This window comes from Sphaerisporangium dianthi (assembly GCF_042654065.1).
Classification (GTDB): domain Bacteria; phylum Actinomycetota; class Actinomycetes; order Streptosporangiales; family Streptosporangiaceae; genus Sphaerisporangium; species Sphaerisporangium dianthi.
This window is the reverse complement of sequence record NZ_JBHSFP010000032.1, coordinates 1-20,168: the sequence shown is the minus strand read 5'-3', so window position 1 is coordinate 20,168 and position 20,168 is coordinate 1. Positions and strand designations below refer to the sequence as shown.

Genomic DNA, 20,168 nt, shown 5'->3' with positions numbered 1-20,168 from the left:
GCGGGCGTTGCCGAAGGGACCGGTGACGCCGGGCGCGGCGGCCGGCGAGGGCCGCGCCCTCTCAGAAGTCGACGTTGATGCAGGCGAGCCGGGGCCCCGCCTGGCCGGCGTGCCCGGCGCCGGTGTGGGTGTGGTCGGCGTGGACGATCACCGAGTGCGGGCGCCGCTCGGCGAACCTGCGCTCCACCGTGGCGCGGGAGAAGCCGTTGCCCTGGCCGTCGGTGGTGAGGTCGAGCCAGATCTCGTTGCGGGGGTTCGCGTACTTGGGGTCGGTGGAGGGGGTCTTAGGGTCCTGGACGTGCTGGAAGTGCGGCCCGGCGTCCTCGCCCTTGGCACCGCAGGCGTTGGTGTGCACGTGGGCGCCGTACTTGCGGTTGGGCAGCAGGCCCTGCGCCCTCAGCTGCACGCTGGCGCGCCCGTCGGCGGTGGGGACGTAGGCGACGGCCGCCGCCGAGCCCGCGGGGACGAGCTTGGGATCGTAGGTGACGGCCGTCTGCCCGTGGCCGTAACCCGCGAACCGGCCGAGCGCGAGGACCGGCTCGGGGCCGCGGCTCAGCGGTTCGGGCTGCGGCCTCGCGGCCAGGGCGCCCTCGCTCAGCAACGTCAACGGCATGACCATCGCCACGACTCCCGCGCGCACCGCCATCATGTGCCTCTCCCTTACCCGGTTCGGATGACCTGTCGGCCAACATTTGCGGATATACCCGACGTCCTAGCCAAATGGGCCAATAACCCGCTAAGAATGAGCAATTCACGTGCATTGCTCGCGGCCGTCACGCATTCGGGAGAATCAAATTCTTCGTCGGCCGCAATTCAGCATCGTGCCATGGTTTCCCCCGCGAAGACCCGGGTTCGCCCAGATCAGAGGGTGCTGTGCGGCGCCTCGAACCACCCGGCGCCGCATGGACACGACAAAAAGACCGCTGAACGCGCCGATGGCGCCGGGCGTGATTCCGGCCGGCCGATGGCGGCCGGCGCCGGAACAAATGAGAACGTACTCGGCGTAAGGGCTCGCCGGACTGGCGCCTACATCTCCCAGACCATCCGCATGCCCAGGGACGACGGGTCGAAGCCGCCGCCGTCCAGCAGACGGTTCATCTGAACCTGCCAGGCCGCGTTCGCCGCGCTGCGGTCCAGTTTCTCCTGCAGGACGGCGTAGTCCTCGACCTCGATGTAGTGGAACAGGTCGAGACCGTCACGCCAGATCTTCCAGCTGTGCACGCCTGCCTCGCGCATCTCGGCCTCCAGGTCGGCCGGGATCGAGGCGTGCTCCCTGTCGTAGGTCTCTTCGGCACCCGGCCGCAGCCGGGTGCGCATGGCGAGCCGCTGCATCGGTTCTGCGCCTTTCCGCTAGTGACGCTCGTGACGCGGACGAGCATCAGCGCGACGAGGAGGATGCTGCCTCCGTAGATCTTCTGGATCCCCTGCGCGGAGACGCCGGCCGGCGCGAGTACGTCGGTGATCAAGCCGAGCAAGAGCATGCCACACAAAAAGGACTCGACGCTGTCGGCGGCCCGCACGCGGCAAGGTCAGGACGGCCGGCCGATCTCGGCCCAGACCCGCCCGCCGGGGAAGGCGTACGCGTCGATCGACTCCGGGCGCATGGCGGCGCTGAACCCGGGCGCGCCGGGCGCCTGGTAGCGGCCGTCCTTGACCACCACGGGGTCGACGAAGTGCTCGTGCAGGTGGTCGACGTACTCGATCACGCGGTCCCGCAGGCTGCCGCTGACGGCCACGTAGTCGAACATGGCCAGGTGCTGCACCAGCTCGCACAGGCCGACGCCGCCGGCGTGCGGGCAGACGGGCACGCCGAACTTGGCGGCGAGCAGCAGGATCGCGATGTTCTCGTTCACGCCGCCGACGCGGGCGGAGTCGAGCTGCACGAACGACAGCGAACCGGCCTGGAGCATCTGCTTGAAGACCACGCGGTTCTGCACGTGCTCGCCGGTGGCCACCTTGATCGGCGCGAGGGCGCGGGCGATGGCGGCGTGGCCGAGGACGTCGTCGGGGCTCGTCGGCTCCTCGACCCAGTACGGGTCGTACTCCTTCAGCGCGTTGACCCAGGTGATGGCCGCGCCGACGTCCCAGCGCTGGTTGGCGTCGATCGCGATGCGAAAGCCCGGCCCGCACACCTCGCGGGCGACGCGCATGCGCCGCAGGTCGTCGTCGAGGTCGGCGCCCACCTTGAGCTTGATCTGGGTGAAGCCCGCGGCGATAGCCTCCTGGCACAGGCGGCGCAGCTTGTCGTCGTCGTAGCCGAGCCAGCCGGGAGATGTGGTGTAGGCGGCGTAGCCGTTCGCCCGCAGTTCGGCGACGCGCTCGGCACGGCCGGGCTCGGCGCGGCGCAGGATGTCCAGCGCCTCGCCGGGGGTGAGCGCGTCGCTGATGTAGCGGAAGTCGACCAGCGAGACGATCTCCTCTGGGGACATCTCGCCCAGCAGCAGCCAGAGCGGCTTGCCCTCGATCTTGGCCTTGAGGTCCCACAGCGCGTTGACGACCGCGGAGATCGCCATGTGCATGACGCCCTTCTCCGGACCCAGCCAGCGCAGCTGGGAGTCGTACACCATCTCCTTGTACAGGGCGCCGAGGTCGTCGGGGCGCCGGCCCACGACGTACGGCGCCAGGGCCGCGATGGCGGCGGTCTGCACCTCGTTGCCGCGGCCGATGGTGAACGCGAAGCCGTGCCCTTCGACGTCGCCGTCGGTCCGCAGCACCACGTAGGCGGCCGAGTAGTCCGGGTCGGGGTTCATCGCGTCGGAGCCGTCCAGTTCCCGGGAGGTGGGGAACCGGATGTCGTGGGTCTCCAGGGCGGTGATCAGCGGAAGGTCGCTCCCTCCGGGCGGTCCGACTCGCAGCGGCTTCACGCGTCTCCCTCGCATTCATCGGATGTGTCGAGAGAGAACACTACGCGGGGATGCGCGCGCGTCAAGGGGACCTCCGGGACGACCGGTCATTCATCCGATGGCTGCGGAGGCATCGCGACAGGACTTTCACCTTCTCGTAACCTGGCCCCTGGACACGGTGGTCCGGGAGGCGGCGAGGGTATTGACACCTCGGACGCGCCTTGACGGGTCCCGGCGACCGTAATAGAACACGTTTCAGAAACGTTGCCGACCAAGCGCTTGATCAACTCCCCCGGGCGGTCATATGGAAATCAACCTCGTCGACCAGGATCTCTACGCGCGGTCCGGCGTTCCACACGAGCAGCTGGACTGGCTGCGGGCCAACGATCCGGTCTTCTGGCACGAGGGCGAGCAGCAGCCGGGCTGGCCGGGCTTCTGGGCCGTCACCAAGCACGAGGACGTCGTCCACATCTCGCGCCACTCCGAGATCTTCTCCTCCAGCAGGAACCTGGCCCTGTTCAACGAGATGGCCGAGGAGCAGCGCCAGCTGCAGCGGCTGATGATGCTCAACCAGGACCCGCCGGAGCACACCCGCAGGCGCTCGCTGGTCAACCGCGGCTTCACGCCACGCCAGATCGGCATCCTCGAAGACCACATCCGCGACATCTGCCACGGCCTGGTGGACGAGGCGATGGCCAAGGGCGAGGTGGACTTCGTCACCGATGTGGCGGCGCCCCTCCCGCTGTACGTGATCTGCGAGCTGCTCGGCGCGCCGGTCGAGGACCGCGACAAGCTCTTCCAGTGGTCCAACCGCATGATCGGCAGTGAGGACCCCGACTACGCCGGCAGCCCCGACGAGGGCCGGGCCGCCGCGATGGAGGTCTACTCCTACGCCAACCAGCTCGCCGCCCAGCGCCGTGAGGAGCCGCGCGACGACATCGTCACCAAGCTGCTGCAGCCGGGCGACGACGGCGAGTCGCTCAGCGAGGACGAGTTCGACCTGTTCGTCCTGCTGCTCGTCGTCGCGGGCAACGAGACCACCCGCAACGCGGCCTCCGGCGGCATGCTCGCCCTCTTCGAGAATCCCGAGCAGTGGGGGCGGCTCGTCCGCGACCCGTCCCTGGCCCGCACCGCCGCCGACGAGATCGTCCGGTGGGTGTCGCCGGTCAACCTCTTCCGGCGCACGGCGACCCGCGACACCACGCTGCGCGGCAAGCAGATCAAGGAGGGCGACAAGGTCGTGGTGTTCTACTCCTCGGCCAACCGGGACGAGGACATCTTCAGCCTGCCCACGAGCTTCGACGTCGGCCGCGACCCCAACCCGCACATCGGCTTCGGCGGCGGGGGCGCCCACTTCTGCCTGGGCAACCACCTGGCGAAGCTGGAGCTGCGCGTGCTGTTCGAGGTGCTCGCTCAGCGCATGCCGGACCTGCGTCCCGCGGGCGACGCCAAGCGCCTGAGGTCGTACTTCATCAACGGCATCAAGAACCTCCCCGTGCAGGCCTGACACCACCGGATCCCGGCATACAGGGCCGGCGTCCCCGGACGCCGGCCCTGTTCCGCGGGCGCGGCGCCGTTCCCGCTCGCCGCCGCCGGCCGGGCCAGCGCCGGAGGACCCGGCCGAGGCGAGAAGGCCTGCCTCCACCGGAGCTGATCACACCTACGATGGGACCATGTCCGACCTCCGCCCGGCACCGCAGGTCCTCGACCCCAATGTCCCGAGCGCCGCGCGCATCTACGATTACGCGCTGGGCGGCAAGGACAACTACGCGGCCGACCGCGCCGCCGCCGACAAGGTCTTCGCCATCGCCCCCGAGATGCGGGCCATGGCCCGCCAGAACCGGGCGTTCCTCGGCCGCGCGGTGCGCTACCTCGCCGGCGAGGCCGGCATCCGCCAGTTCCTGGACCTGGGCTCCGGCCTGCCGACCCAGCAGAACGTCCACCAGGTCGCCAAGGAGATCGCACCGGAGTCGAGGGTCGTCTACGTCGACCACGACCCCATCGTCGTCGCGCACGGCGAGGCGCTGGTGGCCACGTCCCCGGACGTGGCGTTCGTGCCAGGCGACCTGCGGCGCATCGACGACGTGCTCGACCACCCCGGCCTGCGGCGGCTCATCGACTTCGACCGGCCGGTGGCCGTGCTGATGGTGGCCGTCCTGCACTTCATCCCCGACGGCGAGGGACCGTACGAGGTCGTCGCCCGCCTGCGCGATCTCATGGCCCCAGGGAGCCATCTGGCCGTCTCCAGCGTCACCCCCGACCCTCACCCCGAGGAGACGGCCGCGCTGATCAAGGTGTCCACCAGCGCGGGCGCGCCCTTCGTCGCCCGTTCCCACGGCGAGGTGACGCGATTCTTCGAAGGGCTCGACCTCGTCGAGCCCGGCCTGGTCAGCGCGCCGGAGTGGCGGCCCCAGATCGCCCGGGCGGTCGACCTGGACAAGATGTGGGTACTGGCCGGAGTCGGCCGCAAGCCCTGACCGCCGGCGCGGCCGTGAAAGTTTCGCGGCGTGCTCCGGCGGCGGCAGAGGGCCGCCGGGGCAAGTTCGTGTCGCCCCAGGTCACGGGATTCGTCCTGTCTGAACGCCGTTAAAGTGACCCGCACTCGCTTGTCAGGAAATTGCCGGATATACCAGGGTGTCCTGGTGATGGAACGCACCCCACCACGCGAGCCCGCCGCCACCACGGCCGCGCCCGCCGCCACGACCGAGCCCGAGTCCGACTCCGACGCCGTCCCCGCCAAGGAGGCCGGCGGCACGGCCGACGGCGGAGCGGCCACGACCTCGAACGGCGCCGGCGTCGGAGGTGCCGGAGTCGCGGGACGGAACGGCACCGCCACCGGCACCGTGCCCGCGGATGATAATGGCGCCGTGCACGCGCCTGAGACGACCGCCGCGACCGAGTCACGCCCGGCCACCGACACCGCCACCGACACGGCCGCCGAGGCGACCGCCGGAACCGAGTCACGCCCGGCCGCCGACACGGCCGCCGAGGCGACCGCCGGAACCGAGTCGCGGACGTCCACCGGGGCTGCGACGGTCACCGAGGCCGGATCACGCACGGCCGGCGACGCGCAGACGGTCGCCGGGGCTGCGACGCTCACCGAAGCGGAACCGCGGACGAGCGGCGAAGCATCGAGGGACGGCGAAACGCCGACGGACGGCGAAGCCGAGGGTGGTGAGGGGGCCGGACGGGTTCGGGACCGGTGGTGGCCGCCGCGGTTCGTGACAGACGCCACCGACCGGCGGGCGCTGCTCATCTGGCTGTGCTCGCACATCGGGTTCCTGATCTACACCTACCTGGCCGCGCCCGGCCGCACCACCGATCCGTTCCTCAACCGGCTGACCCGCTGGGACGCCGAGAACTTCATCGCCATCGCCGAGTGGGGGTACGACGGCCCGCCGGGCATGCAGGACAGCGCCAAACTGCCCGCGTTCTTCCCCGGCATGGCGCTGCTGGTGCGGCTGCTGCGGCCGATCCTGCACGACGGGCGCCTGATCACGGTGCTGATCTCCCTGGTGGCCAGCGCGGTCGCCGCCGTGGCGCTGTCGCGGCTGGCCGAGCACATGTTCAAGGGCAGCGGCACGTTCGCGGTGGCCGCCCTGTTCCTCAGCCCGTTCGCCGCCTTTCTCCACACCGGCTACTCCGAGTCGCTCTTCCTGGCGCTGGCGTTCCCCGCGTGGCTGCTGGCCCGCAAGGGGCGCTGGGACGACGCCGCCCTGTGCGCGGCGGCCGCCGCCTCGGTCCGCATCTCAGGGCTGTTCCTCGCGCTCGGCCTGGTGGTCATGTGGCTGGTCGCCGAGAACGGCCGCAGGGCGCCCGAGAGCCGGCGCCAGTGGCTCTGGCTGGCCCTCCCCGCCATCCCGGTGGGGCTGTACACCCTGTACCACTGGACGCGCACCGGCGACCTGCTGGCCTACAACAGCGTCCAGGCGCAGTACTGGGGCCGGCACGCGGTATGGCCGTGGGAGGCGTTCCTCAACACCTGGAACATGTCCGACGACATCCCCACGCTGACCACCTCCTACTACGAGGAGATCGTCGCGGCGGCGGTGCTGCTGGGCCTGGCGATCTGGCTGGCGGTGCGCCGCCGCTGGCCCGAGCTCACGTACATGGTCCCGCAGGTGCTGTCGTTCCTGACCCTGTCGTCGTTCTACCTGTCGATCGGCCGCGCGTCGCTGACCTGGTTCCCGCTGTGGCTGGCCCTCGGCTACGCGGGCGTGCGACGGCCATGGCTGTTCTGGACGATCATGGCGATCATGCTGCCCGTCATGGCGATCAACGTCGGCAACTTCACCACGGGAGCATGGATCGGCTGATCCCACCGAGCCGGCGGGTCGGCCGAGCCGGCCAACGACCGATCGACTGGACGGCCGGTCGGCCGAGCCGTCCTGCGCGGACCGGTGGGGAGGCCGATCAGGGCCAGGAGGAGTCCTGCTCGGGGTCGGCGCCCTCGGACAGCAGCCGGACGTCCGACTCGACCATCATGGCGACCAGTTCCTCGAAGGTCACCGCGGGCTCCCAGCCGAGCTGGACGCGGGCTTTCTTCGGGTCGGCGCACAGCAGGTCGACCTCGGCGGGCCGGTGCAGCGTCTGGTCGGCGATCACGTACCGCTCCCAGTCGAGCTGCACCGCCTCGAACGCCGCGATCACCAGCTCGCGCACCGAGTGGGTGCGGCCGGTGCCGATGACGTAGTCCTCGGGGGCCTCGACCTGGAGCATCAGCCGCATGGCCTGGACGTAGTCCCCCGCGTACCCCCAGTCGCGGCGGGCTTCGAGATTGCCCAGCCGCAGCTCCGAGGCCAGGCCGAGCTTGATGCGCGCGGCCGCCAGCGTCACCTTGCGCGTGACGAACTCCGCGCCGCGCCGCGGCGACTCGTGGTTGAACAGGATGCCCGAGACGGCGAACATGCCGTAGGACTCGCGGTAGTTCTGGGTGAGGAAGTGCCCGTACGCCTTGGCGACGCCGTAGGGCGAGCGCGGGTGGAACGGGGTGCGCTCGTTCTGCGGGGTCTCCCGCACCTGGCCGAACATCTCCGACGACGACGCCTGGTAGAACCTGATCTGGGCGGAACCCGGGGCGCGTGAGGAGGTGACGCCCGAGCACACCCTGATCGCCTCCAGCATGCGCAGCACGCCCATGCCGGTGACCTCGGCCGTGAGCTCCGCCTGCTCCCATGACATCGGCACGAACGAGATGGCGCCCAGGTTGTACACCTCGTCGGGCTGGACCCGCTCCACGGCGCTGATCAGCGAGCCCTGGTCGAGCAGGTCGCCCCGGACGAGCTGGACGTCCTGCAGCAGCCGTCGGACGCGCGAGACCCGCGGGTTGGCCTGGCCGCGCACCAGTCCCCAGACGTCGTATCCCTGGTCGAGCAGGTGCTCGGCGAGGTAGGAGCCGTCCTGCCCGGTGATGCCAGTGATCAGCGCACGCCTGGCCAACGGGTCCTCCTTGATCTTCGGGCTTGGCTGCTTGTATGGCTTCGCCCGAACTATGAGCTGTAAGACGCGAATGTACCGCCAAGGGGTGCGTCGAGCGCTATGGGACGCCGATACGCTCAGCGGCCACCCCTGTAGAACACGTTCTACCGAGCGACGTTCGGTAACCCTAACGTCCCAGCTCCTGAGGTGTGAGAGAGATTTGAGGCCCAATTACACATTAGGTGCGGGTTCAGACCTAGATGGTAGGCTTCGCGGCTAAGATCGGCTTTGTGGTGTGCCTGCGACGGCGGCCGTCGAGCACCGCTCTCGAAAGGGGTGTCCGTGGAGGTTCCAGACGACCAGCGGGAGCGGGAACCGGGCAGGCTGAGGGTCGCCCTGCTGTCGTACCGGAGCAAGCCGACCTGCGGCGGCCAGGGCGTCTACCTGCGCCACCTCAGCCGCGAGCTGGTCGCCCTCGGCCACTACGTCGAGGTCTTCTCGGGCCCGCCCTACCCGGAACTGGACGAGGGCGTCGTGCTCACCGAGGTGCCGAGCCTCGACCTCTACCGTGACGAGGACCCCTTCCGCACCCCCGGCCTGCACGAGTATCGCGACTGGATCGACGTCCTCGAGGTCGCGACGATGTGGACGGCCGGCTTCCCCGAGCCGCTGACCTTCAGCCTGCGCGCGCTGCGCGAGCTGAAGAAGCGGCAGGGCGACTTCGACGTCGTGCAGGACAACCAGACCCTCGGCTACGGCGTGCTGGGCATCCAGAAGCTCTTCCCGGTCGTCGGGACGATCCACCACCCGATCAGCGTGGACCGGCGCATCGAGTTGGAGGCCGCGCCGCTGCGCAAGCAGCTCTCGATGCGCCGCTGGTACGGGTTCGTCCGCATGCAGAGCATCGTCGCGCCGCGCCTGAAGCCGATCCTCACGGTCAGCGAGTCGAGCCTCGCCGACATCCACCGCGACTTCAACGTGCCGCAGAGCAGCATGCGGCTCATCCCGCTCGGCGTCGACACCCGTTACTTCCACCCGCGCCCGCACCTGCCCAGGCGCAAGGGGTCGATCGTGGCCGTGGCCAGCGCGGACTCGCCCATGAAGGGCGTCGCCACCCTGCTGCGCGCCGTCGCCAAGCTCGCCACCGAACGCGACGTCAACCTGACGGTGGTCAGCAAGCCGACGCCCGGCGGCCCCACCGAGAAGCTCGTCCAGGAACTGGCGCTCGGCGACCGGGTGCGGTTCGTGCACGGCATCTCCGACGACGAGCTGGGCGAGCTGATCGCGACCTCCGAGATCTCGGTCGTCCCCTCGCTCTACGAGGGCTTCTCACTGCCCGCCGTCGAGCACATGGCGTGCGCCACCCCGCTCGTCGCCAGCCGTACGGGGGCGCTGCCCGAGGTCGTCGGCGACGCCGCCGTCCAGGTCGCCCCCGGCGACCCCGAGGAGCTCGCCGCCGTCCTGCGCCGCCTGCACGACTCGCCGGAGGAGCGCGAGCGGGTCGGCCGGGCCGGATACGACCGGGTGATGGAGCGGTACACCTGGCACGTCGTCGCCAAGCGGACCGTCGAGGCCTATCACGAGGCCATCGAGGCCCGCAGGAAAGGGGAGCGGTAAGTGCTGACCGTCGACTTCGGCAAGCTTCACGTCGGGCCCGGGGTCCGCGTCCTGGACCTCGGCTGCGGCGCCGGCCGCCACGCCTTCGAGGTGCTGCGGCGCGGCGCCGAGGTGGTGGCGTTCGACCAGGACGCCGCCGAGCTGGAAGGCGTCGCGAGCATGTTCGCCGCCATGGACAAGGCCGGCGAGGTGCCGCCGGAGGCCACCGCCGAGACCGTGACCGGCGACGCGCTGGCCATGCCCTTCCCGGACGCCTCCTTCGACCGGGTGATCGCCGCCGAGGTGCTGGAGCACATCCCCGACGACATGACGGCGATGCGCGAGATCCACAGGGTGCTCAAGCCGGGCGGCCAGGCCGCGATCACCGTGCCGAGCTTCCTGCCCGAGCGCATCTGCTGGGCGCTGTCCGAGGCCTACCACACCGCCCCCGGCGGCCACGTCCGCATCTACACGCTGGCCGAGCTCACCGCCAAGCTCAAGTCGACGGGCTTCTCGGTGGGCCCGCACCACCACGCCCACGGCCTGCACTCGCCGTACTGGTGGATCAAGTGCGCGGTCGGCGTGAACGACGACGACCACCCGCTGGCCAAGGCCTACCACGAGCTGCTGGTGTGGGACATCATGAAGCGCCCGGCGCTCACCCGGGCCGCCGAGGCCGTCCTCAACCCTCTGATCGGCAAGAGTGTGGTGGTCTACGTCCGGAAGCCGGCATGACCGAAACGGTCACGACGGGCGCCGTCCCGGCGGTACCGGGCATCATCACCGCGGAGCAGGTCATCGCGACCGCGCGCAGCATCGCGGCCGTACAGGAGACCGACGGCGGCGTGCCCTGGCCAGAAGGACACGTCGACGCCTGGAACCACGTCGAATGCCTGATGGCCATGACCGCCGCCGGGCTCACCGCCGAGGCCAGGAAGGGCTACGACTGGCTGGCGCGCCACCAGCGCGCCGACGGCTCCTGGCCGATGAAGATGGTGCGGGGAGCGGCGGCCGAGGCGAACGGCGAGAGCAACCACGCGGCGTACGTCGCCGTGGGCGTGCGGCACGAGCTCCTGGTCACCGGGGACGAGGAGTTCGCCCGCGCCATGTGGCCGGTCGTCAGGAAGGCGCTGGACTTCGTCGTCGGGCTGCAGACGGCGCGCGGGGAGATCGTCTGGGAGCGCTCGTCCGCCGGCGTCCCGGCGCAGTACGCCCTGCTGACGGGGTGCTCGTCGATCTACCAGGGGCTCCGCTGCGGCGTGCTGCTCGGCGAACACCTGGGCGAGCCGCAGCCCGACTGGGAGCTGGCCGCCGACCGGCTCGGGCACGTGCTCGCCGCCCACCCGGAGGCGTTCGCCGACAAGAGCCGGTACTCGATGGACTGGTACTACCCCATCCTCGGCGGCGCCCTGCGCGGGACCGGCGCGCGCCTTCGGCTGGAGGAGGAGTGGGACACCTTCGTCGTCCCCGGGCTCGGCATCCGCTGCGTGTCCGACCAGCCGTGGGTGACCGGCGCGGAGTCCTGCGAACTGGCGCTCACCCTGGACGCGATCGGCGACCGCGATCGCGCGCTGGCGGTGTACCGCGACATGCAGCACCTGCGGCACCACGACGGCTCGTACTGGACGGGCTGGCAGTTCGTGAACAAGGCGTGGTTCCCGCACGAGCAGTCGGCCTACACCGCCGCGGCGGTCGTCCTCGCCGCCGACGCCCTGTCCGGCGCCACACCGGCGTCCTCCCTGTTCCGCGCCGCCGGCCGCTTCGCCGTCCCGGTCATCGACCCTGACGCCTGCGGCTGCTCCCCCGCCTCCAGCCGGACGTAGAGAGGTCGCCAGGCGGTCTCTCTCAAAAGATTTGCCTTATATAAGCGAAGACTGATATACATTCCTCGTGCATGCGTTCGATGTTCTCGGCGATCCGGTGCGCCGCAGGATCCTGGAGCTGCTCGCCGACGGCGAGAAGACCTCCGGCGCGGTGTCCGCGGTAATCCAGGAGGAGTTCGGCATCTCGCAGCCTGCGGTCTCGCAGCACCTGCGCGTCCTGCGCGACGGCGGGTTCGCGACGGTACGGCCCGAGGGCACCCGCCGCCTGTACGCGGTGAACCTGGATCCGCTGCGCGACATCGACGCATGGCTCGACCGCTTCCGGCGCTACTGGACTCCGCATCTGGACGCGCTGGCGACAGAGCTGGCCCGCGGCAGACGCGAACGCCGGCTCCGCGACTCCGGCGAACAACCGACGCAAGGGGAATCCCCATGATCGATGTCAACCAGCAGATCAACGCCGTGCGGCGGCAGGTCGGCTCACGCGTGCTCGATGCCGGCGAGGCCCGCACCGTGACCGTCAGCCAGACCTATGACACCACCGTCGAGGACCTCTGGGACGCCTGCACCGACCCCGAGCGCATCGCCCGGTGGTTCCTGCCCGTCTCCGGCGAGCTGCGCCTGCACGGCCGCTACCAGTTCGAGGGCCAGGCGGGCGGCGTCGTCGAGCGCTGCGACCCCCCGAAGAGCTTCGCCGCCACCTGGGAGTTCGGCGGGAGCGTCAGCTGGATCGAGGTCCGGCTGTCCCCCGAGCCGGGTGACCGCGCCCGGTTCGAACTGGAGCACATCGCCTTCGCCGAAGACCACTGGGAGCAGTTCGGCCCCGGCGCGGTCGGCATCGGCTGGGACATGGGCCTCGTCGGCCTGTACCTCCACCTGTCCACCGGGCAGGGCGCCGGCCCCGAGGCCGGGGCGGCCTGGGCGGCCTCCGACGAGGGCAAGCTGTTCATGACGCTCAGCAGCGAGCGCTGGGCCGACGCGGACGTGGCGGCCGGCGCCGACGAGGCCAAGGCCCGCGCCGCGGCCGAGCGCACCACCGCGGCCTACACAGGCGCCCCTTCCCCCGAGTCCCCCGAGTCCTGACCTCAGGCGAAGGGGCGCGGCCTCGGGCGAAAGGTCCTGGCCTCGGGCGGAGGGTCTGGACGTCCGGCGAGGGTGCCGGACGTCTCGTAGGAGGTCTCCAGGACCTCAGGCGGAGGGACCGGGGCTCGCGACGCGCTGGAGCACGCGCAGGGAGCCCTCGGCGGCGACCTCCTTGAAGTCGCCGGAGGCCAGGGCGCGCCCGTAGACGCGGAACGGGGCCTGGCCGCCGCGGGCGGGGTCGGGGTAGATGTCGTGGAAGACCAGGGCACCGTCCACCATGACGTGTGGCGCCCAGCCCTCGTAGTCGCTCGTCACCGGCCCCTCGGAGTGACCTCCGTCGATGAAGAGCATCGCCAGGGGGATGTTCCAGTAGCGGGCGACCGTCTCCGACCGTCCCACGACGGCGATGACCTCCTCCTCCAGCCCGGCCGACGCGATGGCCGTCCGGAAGAAGGGCAGGGAGTCCATCTTGCCGAAGCGTGGGTCCATCAGGGTGGGATCGTGATGGGCCCAGCCGGGCTGGATCTCCTCCGAGCCGCGGTGGTGGTCCACGGTGAAGACGACGGACGAGGTGTGCCGGGCGCCGGCGCCGAGGTAGATCGCCGACTTGCCGCAGTAGGTGCCGATCTCGCAGATGGGGCCGAGGGATCCGTACGCGCAGGCGGTCTCGAACAGGGCTTGGCCTTCGCTCGGCGGCATGAAGCCCTTCGCGCGCTCGGCCGCGTGACGCAGGTCCGCCGGCATGGACACGTGAGTCATGATTTTCCCTCTATGTGCGGCCAGTGCGGATGCACCCTATCTGTCAACACCGCCACTGCCCGAAAGGTGCCCCCGATCCCCGCCCGATCCCGCCCGAACAATGTTCTATCCCTGCCGTCACCCCACGCCGGCGACGAACTTGACCGCTCGTTCCAGATACGGCTAACCTGCACGACATGGCACGGGTACGGGAGTTCGACACGGAGGCCGCGCTGGAAGCGGCGATGTCCGTCTTCCGGCACAAGGGCTACGAGGGCACCTCGGTGCAGGACCTGGTCGACGCCACCGAGGTGGGCCGCGGCTCCCTCTATGCGGCGTTCGGCAGCAAGGAGGGGCTGTACCGGGCGGCGCTCGACCGCTACCGCGAGCGGTACGCGAGCCCTCTGGTCGATCTGCTGCGCAGCAGCGCCCTCACGAGGGAGCTGATCCACGAAATCCTGGCCGACCTGGTGGAGACCATCCTGCGGGACGGGCGCGAGCAGAACTGCCTGATCGTCAGCGCCGCGACCGAGCGGCTGTGCCACGACTCCGAGGTGGCCACGCGAGTGAGGGCGACGACCTCGCAGCTGGAGGACGAACTGACCGAGGCGATCGCGGCGGCCCAGAGCCGCGGCGAGCCGCTCGGCGCCCGCGACCCCCGAGATCTGGCGAGGTTCCTCATGACCCTCATTCACGGGCTACGCGTCATGGGGGGGATCAATCCCGACCGCCGATACCTGATGAGCGTCGTGGAGGCGGCCCTGGGCTGCCTCGCCTGACGTTTTCATGCCCTCAATCTGTAACGTACGTTCCAGTTAAACTCCTGCGGTTCTCCCATTCCGTGCAATGCGACATCGGCACACTCCGTTCGCCACCGGCGACCGGGCACAATCCAAGGAGCATCATGACCATCGGCGTAGGCATCATCGGGGCGAGCGTCGGCGGCTGGGCCGCCATCAGCCACGTTCCCGCGCTCAAGGCCCTCCCTGACTACGAGTTGCGCGCCATCAGCACGTCCCGCCGCGCGTCCGCCGACCTGGCCGCCAAGGAGTTCGACGTCCCGGCGGCCTTCGACGACCCCGCCGGCCTGATCGCCCATCCCGGGGTGGATCTGGTGGTGGTGTCGGTCAAGGTGCCCCACCACCACGCGCTGATCTCCGCGGCGCTGGCGGCGGGGAAGATGGTCTACAGCGAGTGGCCCCTCGGCGCCGGCACCGACGAGGCGGCCGACCTGGCCGCCCGTGCCGAGGCCGCGGGGGTCCGCACGGTGATCGGGCTGCAGGGCGGCTTCCTCCCGGTGATCCGCCACACCCGCGACCTGGTCGCGGACGGCTACGTCGGCAGGGTGCTCGGCACGACGCTGGTCGGATCGGGCATGTCCTGGAGCCCCGTGACCGACCGCGCGCACGCCTATCTCTACGACGCCGCCAACGGCGTGACGCTCTTGACCGTGTCGGCGCTGCACGCCCTGGAGGCGGTGAACGAGGTGCTCGGCGAGCTCGCCGGCGTCTCGGCCAACCTGGTCACGAGCTTCACGCAGGCACAGGTGGCCGACGAGGGCTCCACCATCCCGGTGACGGTGGCCGACCAGGTGTCCCTCACGGGCGCCTTCCGCAGCGGCGCCGCCCTCTCGCTGTACTACCGGGGCGGCTTCTCCCGGGGGGACAACTTCCGCTGGGAGATCAACGGCACCGACGGCGACCTGGTCCTGACCGCGCCCGGCGTCAACGGCAACCTCCAGACTCTGGACCTGCGGCTGCAGGGCGGGCGGGGCGACGACCGCGCGCTCGCCGACATCGCCCTCCCCGGCAGCCGCTTCGATCCGGTCCCGCGCGACCTGCCCGCGATGGCGCAGGGCGTGGCCCAGGTGTACGCGCGCTTCGGGCGGGATCTGCGCGAGGGCACGCACACCGTGCCCGGCTTCGACCATGCCCTGAGGCGGCACCGGTTCGTCGACGCGGTCGAGCGGGCCTCCCGCACGGGAACCGCCCAGACCCTGCCCCCGGCGTAGGCGGCGACACGCCGGCCCGCCGTTCCCGCACTTCAGCCGGGCGCGCGTCCGAGCGGCCAGGCCGGATGTCGCGTGTAACAGCGGGGACGGCCGGCGAGCGGGCGCGCCATCGGAACATTGTTCCGTGGACCTCTTGTCGGGTCCGGTGGAACGTGTTCTACTTTCGGGGTGAACCAGCGTGCTCGCATAGTGATGTCCGGCGACGAGGTGGACGCGTTCCTGCGGGAGTCGCGCAAGTTCCAGCTCGGCACGATCAATCCGGACGGTACGCCGCACATGGTGACGATGTTCTACGGGCTGACCGAGGGCCGGCTGGCGTTCTGGACGTACGGCAAGGCGCAGAAGACCCGCAACATCGAGCGCGACCCCCGGGTGAGCTGCCTGGTCGAGGCCGGCGACGACTACGCCGAACTGCGCGGCGTCCTGCTGTACGGCACCGCGCGCCTGATCGCCGAGCCGGACGCCGTTCTCGGCATCGGCATGGACATCACCAAGCGCATGACCGGACTTTCCGACACCGACGTGACGCCCGAGCTCCGTGGGTACGTCGAGCAGACGGGCCGCAAACGCGTCGCCTACGTCGTCGAGCCGACACGGGTGGTCTCCTGGGACCATCGCAAGCTCTCTGCGCCCGCTACGGCCTAATCTCGCTGTGAAGCGTCCTTATGCGAGAAAGGGTCCGATGAGAATCAAAGTCGACTACGACGTCTGCGAAGCCAACGCGGTCTGCATGGGTCTGGCCCCCGAGGTCTTCGAGGTGGACGACGACGACAACCTGAACGTCCTGCTCCCCGAGCCCCCGCCGGAGTTGCTCGACCGCGTGCGCCACGCGGTCCGATCCTGCCCCAAGGCCGCGCTCTCCCTCGAAGGAGAATAGGCCGCACCCCAAGGAGGTCCCCCCATGCGAGCCGCCCTGCTGCACGCCGTCGGCGACGACAAGCTAGACATCCGCGACGACTTCACCCTGACGCCGGTCGGACCGACGGACGTGCGGGTGAAGGTCAAGGCGACCGGCGTCTGCCACTCGGACCTGTCGGTGCTGACCGGCGTGCTGCCCATGCCCCTGCCGGTGATCCCCGGGCACGAGGGCGCGGGCGAGGTCGTGGAGGTCGGGGACCACGTCACCACCGTCAAGCCCGGCGACCACGTCATCATCAACTGGACGCCGGCCTGCGGCGCCTGCCCGAACTGCCTCGTCGGCCAGCCGTTCCTCTGCATGACCTACGTCATGGAGAGCTTCACGCTGGCCCGGTTCCGATACGGCGGCGAAAGCCCCGCGTTCGGCATGGCCGGCTGTGGCACCTGGGCCGAGGAGATCGTGGTCCCCTGGCAGGGCGCGATCAAGGTCGACCCCGAGGTGCCGTACGAGATCGCGGCCCTGATCGGCTGCGGCATCACCACCGGCGTCGGCGCGGCGGTCAACACGGCGAAGGTCCGTCCCGGCTCCACCGTGGCCGTGGTCGGATGCGGCGGGGTGGGCCTGTCGGTCATCCAGGGGGCCCGCGTGTCCGGGGCGACGACGATCCTGGCGGTGGACCCCCTGGAGTCCAAGCACGCCCTGGCCAAGAAGGTCGGCGCGACGCACGCCTGCACCCCCGACAAGCTCATGGAGGTCATCGGCTCGCTGACCGGCGGCCGCGGGTTCGACTACGGCTTCGAGGCGGTCGGCAAGTCGGCCTCCATCATGTCCGCCTGGCAGGCCACCCGCCGAGGCGGCGACGTCATCGTGGTCGGGGCCGGCGCCATGGACGATCTCGTGCCGCTGTCGGCGTTCAGCCTGCTGTTCGAGGGCAAGAACCTGCTCAGCTCGCTGTACGGCGGCAGTGACGTGCGCCGCGACTTCGCGTTCTTCGCCGAGCTGTGGAAGGCCGGGAAGCTCGACCTGGAGAGCATGATCAGCTCCCGGATCAAGCTCGCCGACCTCAACGACGCCGTCGCTGCCCTGCGCTCCGGCGAGGTCCTGCGCCAGATCGTCATCTTCGACTGACACCTCTGTCGCCGCGACGCCGCGTCAGGTGGCGCGGCCACCGGCATGGAGGCCTGCCCGCCGATCCGGCGGGCAGGCCTCCGGCCTCATTCCACTGACGGGTGACTCACCGGGGGGAGACCCGGGCGGGTCACTCCGAGGAGAAGGCGGCGTCGAAGGCGGCGGTGGGCGGGGTGATCGCGTTCAGCCCGCGGACGAACGCCAGGGCCTCGGGAGCGCCGTGCAGGCGGTCCATGCCGGCGTCCTCCCACTCGACGGAGATCGGCCCTTCGTAGCCGATGGCGTTCAGCGCGCGGAAGCAGTCCTCCCAGGCCACGTCTCCCCTGCCGGTGGAGACGAAGTCCCAGCCCCGGCGCAGGTCCGCCCAGGCCAGGTGGGACGACAGCCGTCCCCGCCGGCCGTCGCCGATGCGGACCTTGGCGTCCTTGCAGTCCACGTGGTACACGCGGTCGGCGAAGTCGAGGATGAAGTTCACCGGGTCGATCTGCTGCCACACCATGTGCGAGGGGTCCCAGTTGAGCCCGAACGCCGGGCGGTGCCCGATGGCCTCCAGCGTCCGCACGGTCGTGTGATAGTCGTAGGCGATCTCACTCGGGTGCACCTCGTGGGCGAAGCGCACCCCCACCTCGTCGAACACGTCCAAGATGGGGTTCCAGCGGTCGGCGAAGTCCTGGTAACCGGCCTCGATCATGGACGGCGGCACCGGCGGGAACATCGCCACGGTGTGCCAGATCGACGACCCGGTGAACCCGACCACGGTGTCCACGCCCAGTTTGGCCGCGGCGCGGGCGGTGTCCTTCATCTCCTCCGCCGCCCGCTGACGCACCTCCTCGGGGTCGCCCGACCCCCAGATGCGCGCGGGCAGGATCCCCTTGTGGCGCTCGTCGATCGGGCTGTCGCACACGGCCTGCCCGACCAGGTGGTTGGAGATCGTCCACACCTTCAGCCCGTGCTTGTCCAGGACCTCCAGCTTGCGGGGAATGTAGGAGTCGTCCGACAGGGCCTTGTCCACCTCGAAGTGGTCGCCCCAGCAGGCGATCTCCAGGCCGTCGTACCCCCACTCCCCGGCCAGGCGGCACACCTCCTCGAACGGCAGGTCCGCCCACTGGCCGGTGAACAAGGTGATCGGTCGCGTCATTTCGGCTCTCCTTCTGATGCTCGCGGGTCCCGCTGCGGGGCCCGATTGCTTGCCAGGCCGCCCGTCACGCCGCCGCGCCGGCCGGCGGGCCCTGGCGCGTCGCCGGGGCCCGCCGCCATGATCCGCGCGCGCCGGGCCGCCCGCAACGGTCCGCTCGCCCGGCGCGAGCGGTCACGGTCCGCTCGCGCCGGGCGTGCGGCTACGAAATGGCGGTCCAGCGGCTCTCGTTGGCGGCGCTCTCTTCGACCGCCATCAGCACCCGCTGCACCCGCAGGCCGTCGGCGAACGACGGGGCCGGGTCGGTGCCTTCGCCGATCGCCTCCAGGAAGTCCTTCACCTCGTGGGTGAAGGTGTGCTCGTAGCCGAGCCCGTGCCCCGGCGGCCACCAGGCCCCCGCGTACGGGTGGCCGGCCTCGGTGACCAGGATGCGCCGGAAACCGGCCTCCTCCGCGTCGAGCGTGTGGTCGTGGAACCACAGCTCGTTCATCGACTCGAAGTCGAAGGCGAGGCTGCCGAGCGAGCCGTTGACCTCGATGCGCATGGCGTTCTTGCGTCCCGTGGCGAAGCGGGTCGCCTCGAACGACCCGAGGGCGCCGCCGGAGAACCGGCCGAAGAACAGCGCGGCGTCGTCGACGGTGACCGTGCCGGTCGCCCCTCCGTCACCGGAGGCGTCCGCGGCGAGCCCGGCCGACTCCTCGGCCAGCGGGCGCTCCTTGACGAAGGTCTCGGTGATGGCCGACACACCGGTCAGCGTCTGCCCGGTGATGAACTGGGCGGTGTCCACGATGTGGGAGCCGATGTCGCCGAGCGCCCCGGACCCCGCCTTGTCCTTCTGCAGCCGCCACACCAGCGGGAACGCGGGGTCGACGATCCAGTCCTGAAGGTACTGGGCGCGGACGTGCCGCAACTCCCCGAGCCGTCCCTCGGCGACGAACCGCCGTGCGAGCGCGACGGCCGGTACCCGCCGGTAGTTGAACGCCACCATGCTCCGCACGCCCCGCGCCGCGGCGCGCTCGGCCGCCGCGACCATCGCCTCCGCCTCGGCCACGGTGTTGGCGAGCGGCTTCTCGCACAACACGTGCTTGCCCGCCTCCAGCGCGGCGATGGCGATCTCGGCGTGCGAGTCGCCGGGCGTGCAGATGTCCACGATCTGCACGTCGTCCCGGGCGACGAGATCCTTCCAGTCGGTCTCGACCGCTGCCCAGCCGAGGCTCGCGGCGGCGGCGGCCGTGCGGTCGCCGCTGCGGCCCGACAGTGCGGCCATGACCGGGGTCACCGGCAGGTCGAAGAACGCCCCGACGCTGCGCCACGCCTGGGAGTGGACGCGTCCCATGAACGCGTACCCGACCATGCCGACCCCGAGTGCGGCCCTGGTGTCAGTCACTGCACAACCCCCGATTCTAGGATTCGAAGCCCAGCGGCAGATACTTCTGCGCGTTCTCCTTGGTGATGGTCTCCGACGTCAGCGTGATCGACTGCGGCACCTGCTGCTCGACCAGATCACTCAGACCCTTGCCCTGAGCGATGAGCC

20 protein-coding genes are annotated in these 20,168 nt (G+C 70.5%); 13 read left to right on the top strand and 7 right to left on the bottom strand.

What is annotated here, in order from left to right:
• Positions 1–61: 61 nt before the first annotated feature.
• The 3 genes from ACFO60_RS32430 to ACFO60_RS32420 all read right to left on the bottom strand — a co-directional run bounded on the left by ACFO60_RS32430 (position 62) and on the right by ACFO60_RS32420 (position 2,864).
• Entirely contained in the window at positions 62–649 is a 588-nt protein-coding gene (locus ACFO60_RS32430) for a superoxide dismutase family protein (RefSeq protein ID WP_380848179.1), read from the bottom strand.
• A 377-nt stretch (positions 650–1,026) separates the two neighbouring features.
• Positions 1,027–1,332 carry an L-rhamnose mutarotase gene (locus ACFO60_RS32425; protein WP_380848176.1) on the bottom strand — a complete coding sequence of 102 codons (306 nt, stop codon included), beginning with the start codon at positions 1,330–1,332 and terminating at the stop codon, positions 1,027–1,029.
• A gap of 197 nt (positions 1,333–1,529) precedes the next feature.
• Positions 1,530–2,864 carry an L-fuconate dehydratase gene (locus tag ACFO60_RS32420; RefSeq protein WP_380848173.1) on the bottom strand — a complete coding sequence of 445 codons (1,335 nt, stop codon included), beginning with the start codon at positions 2,862–2,864 and terminating at the stop codon, positions 1,530–1,532.
• 283 nt (positions 2,865–3,147) lie between these two features.
• Here ACFO60_RS32420 and ACFO60_RS32415 point away from each other — a divergent pair, with 283 nt between their 5' ends.
• The 3 genes from ACFO60_RS32415 to ACFO60_RS32405 all read left to right on the top strand — a co-directional run bounded on the left by ACFO60_RS32415 (position 3,148) and on the right by ACFO60_RS32405 (position 7,159).
• Positions 3,148–4,350, top strand: a complete 1,203-nt coding sequence (locus ACFO60_RS32415; protein WP_380848170.1) for a cytochrome P450 — start codon at positions 3,148–3,150, stop codon at positions 4,348–4,350.
• Positions 4,351–4,516: 166 nt separating this feature from the next.
• On the top strand, positions 4,517–5,320 hold the full coding sequence (locus tag ACFO60_RS32410; protein ID WP_380848167.1) for an SAM-dependent methyltransferase: 804 nt from the start codon (positions 4,517–4,519) through the stop codon (positions 5,318–5,320).
• A 168-nt stretch (positions 5,321–5,488) separates the two neighbouring features.
• Positions 5,489–7,159 (top strand): mannosyltransferase family protein, encoded by a 1,671-nt coding sequence (locus ACFO60_RS32405; RefSeq protein WP_380848164.1) that lies wholly within the window; start codon positions 5,489–5,491, stop codon positions 7,157–7,159.
• A gap of 97 nt (positions 7,160–7,256) precedes the next feature.
• On the opposite strand, the gene ACFO60_RS32400 is transcribed toward ACFO60_RS32405, so the two are convergent.
• On the bottom strand, positions 7,257–8,282 hold the full coding sequence (locus tag ACFO60_RS32400; RefSeq protein WP_380848161.1) for a GDP-mannose 4,6-dehydratase: 1,026 nt from the start codon (positions 8,280–8,282) through the stop codon (positions 7,257–7,259).
• A 321-nt stretch (positions 8,283–8,603) separates the two neighbouring features.
• Between ACFO60_RS32400 and ACFO60_RS32395 the strand changes: the two genes are divergently transcribed.
• The 5 genes from ACFO60_RS32395 to ACFO60_RS32375 all read left to right on the top strand — a co-directional run bounded on the left by ACFO60_RS32395 (position 8,604) and on the right by ACFO60_RS32375 (position 12,763).
• Positions 8,604–9,878 carry a glycosyltransferase family 4 protein gene (locus tag ACFO60_RS32395; RefSeq protein ID WP_380848158.1) on the top strand — a complete coding sequence of 425 codons (1,275 nt, stop codon included), beginning with the start codon at positions 8,604–8,606 and terminating at the stop codon, positions 9,876–9,878.
• Positions 9,879–10,592, top strand: a complete 714-nt coding sequence (locus ACFO60_RS32390) for a class I SAM-dependent methyltransferase (RefSeq protein WP_380848155.1) — start codon at positions 9,879–9,881, stop codon at positions 10,590–10,592.
• The gene (locus ACFO60_RS32385) at positions 10,589–11,680 is read left to right on the top strand and encodes a glucosidase family protein (protein WP_380848152.1); all 1,092 of its coding nucleotides are present in this window, start codon (positions 10,589–10,591) and stop codon (positions 11,678–11,680) included. The genes ACFO60_RS32390 and ACFO60_RS32385 overlap by 4 nt, the downstream gene beginning before the upstream one ends.
• A gap of 67 nt (positions 11,681–11,747) precedes the next feature.
• Positions 11,748–12,116: an ArsR/SmtB family transcription factor gene (locus tag ACFO60_RS32380; RefSeq protein WP_380848149.1), complete on the top strand. Its 369-nt coding sequence runs from the start codon at positions 11,748–11,750 to the stop codon at positions 12,114–12,116.
• Entirely contained in the window at positions 12,113–12,763 is a 651-nt protein-coding gene (locus ACFO60_RS32375; RefSeq protein ID WP_380848146.1) for an SRPBCC family protein, read from the top strand. Before ACFO60_RS32380 ends, ACFO60_RS32375 begins: the two co-directional genes overlap by 4 nt.
• Positions 12,764–12,868: 105 nt before the next feature.
• On the opposite strand, the gene ACFO60_RS32370 is transcribed toward ACFO60_RS32375, so the two are convergent.
• Positions 12,869–13,507 carry a class I SAM-dependent methyltransferase gene (locus tag ACFO60_RS32370; protein ID WP_380848359.1) on the bottom strand — a complete coding sequence of 213 codons (639 nt, stop codon included), beginning with the start codon at positions 13,505–13,507 and terminating at the stop codon, positions 12,869–12,871.
• A gap of 191 nt (positions 13,508–13,698) precedes the next feature.
• On the opposite strand from ACFO60_RS32370, the gene ACFO60_RS32365 reads away from it, so the two are divergent.
• The 5 genes from ACFO60_RS32365 to ACFO60_RS32345 all read left to right on the top strand — a co-directional run bounded on the left by ACFO60_RS32365 (position 13,699) and on the right by ACFO60_RS32345 (position 17,499).
• Positions 13,699–14,280: a TetR/AcrR family transcriptional regulator gene (locus tag ACFO60_RS32365; protein ID WP_380848143.1), complete on the top strand. Its 582-nt coding sequence runs from the start codon at positions 13,699–13,701 to the stop codon at positions 14,278–14,280.
• A gap of 125 nt (positions 14,281–14,405) precedes the next feature.
• Positions 14,406–15,512: a Gfo/Idh/MocA family protein gene (locus ACFO60_RS32360; protein WP_380848140.1), complete on the top strand. Its 1,107-nt coding sequence runs from the start codon at positions 14,406–14,408 to the stop codon at positions 15,510–15,512.
• A 168-nt stretch (positions 15,513–15,680) separates the two neighbouring features.
• Positions 15,681–16,157: a pyridoxamine 5'-phosphate oxidase family protein gene (locus ACFO60_RS32355; protein WP_380848137.1), complete on the top strand. Its 477-nt coding sequence runs from the start codon at positions 15,681–15,683 to the stop codon at positions 16,155–16,157.
• A gap of 37 nt (positions 16,158–16,194) precedes the next feature.
• On the top strand, positions 16,195–16,389 hold the full coding sequence (locus ACFO60_RS32350) for a ferredoxin (RefSeq protein WP_380848134.1): 195 nt from the start codon (positions 16,195–16,197) through the stop codon (positions 16,387–16,389).
• Between the two features lie 24 nt (positions 16,390–16,413).
• Positions 16,414–17,499: a Zn-dependent alcohol dehydrogenase gene (locus tag ACFO60_RS32345; RefSeq protein ID WP_380848131.1), complete on the top strand. Its 1,086-nt coding sequence runs from the start codon at positions 16,414–16,416 to the stop codon at positions 17,497–17,499.
• A 130-nt stretch (positions 17,500–17,629) separates the two neighbouring features.
• Here the strand turns inward: ACFO60_RS32345 and ACFO60_RS32340 are convergent, their stop codons facing one another.
• Positions 17,630–18,637, bottom strand: coding sequence for a sugar phosphate isomerase/epimerase family protein (locus ACFO60_RS32340; RefSeq protein ID WP_380848128.1), 1,008 nt, complete (start codon positions 18,635–18,637; stop codon positions 17,630–17,632).
• A 199-nt stretch (positions 18,638–18,836) separates the two neighbouring features.
• Entirely contained in the window at positions 18,837–20,021 is a 1,185-nt protein-coding gene (locus ACFO60_RS32335) for a Gfo/Idh/MocA family protein (RefSeq protein ID WP_380848125.1), read from the bottom strand.
• Positions 20,022–20,168 lie beyond the last annotated feature (147 nt).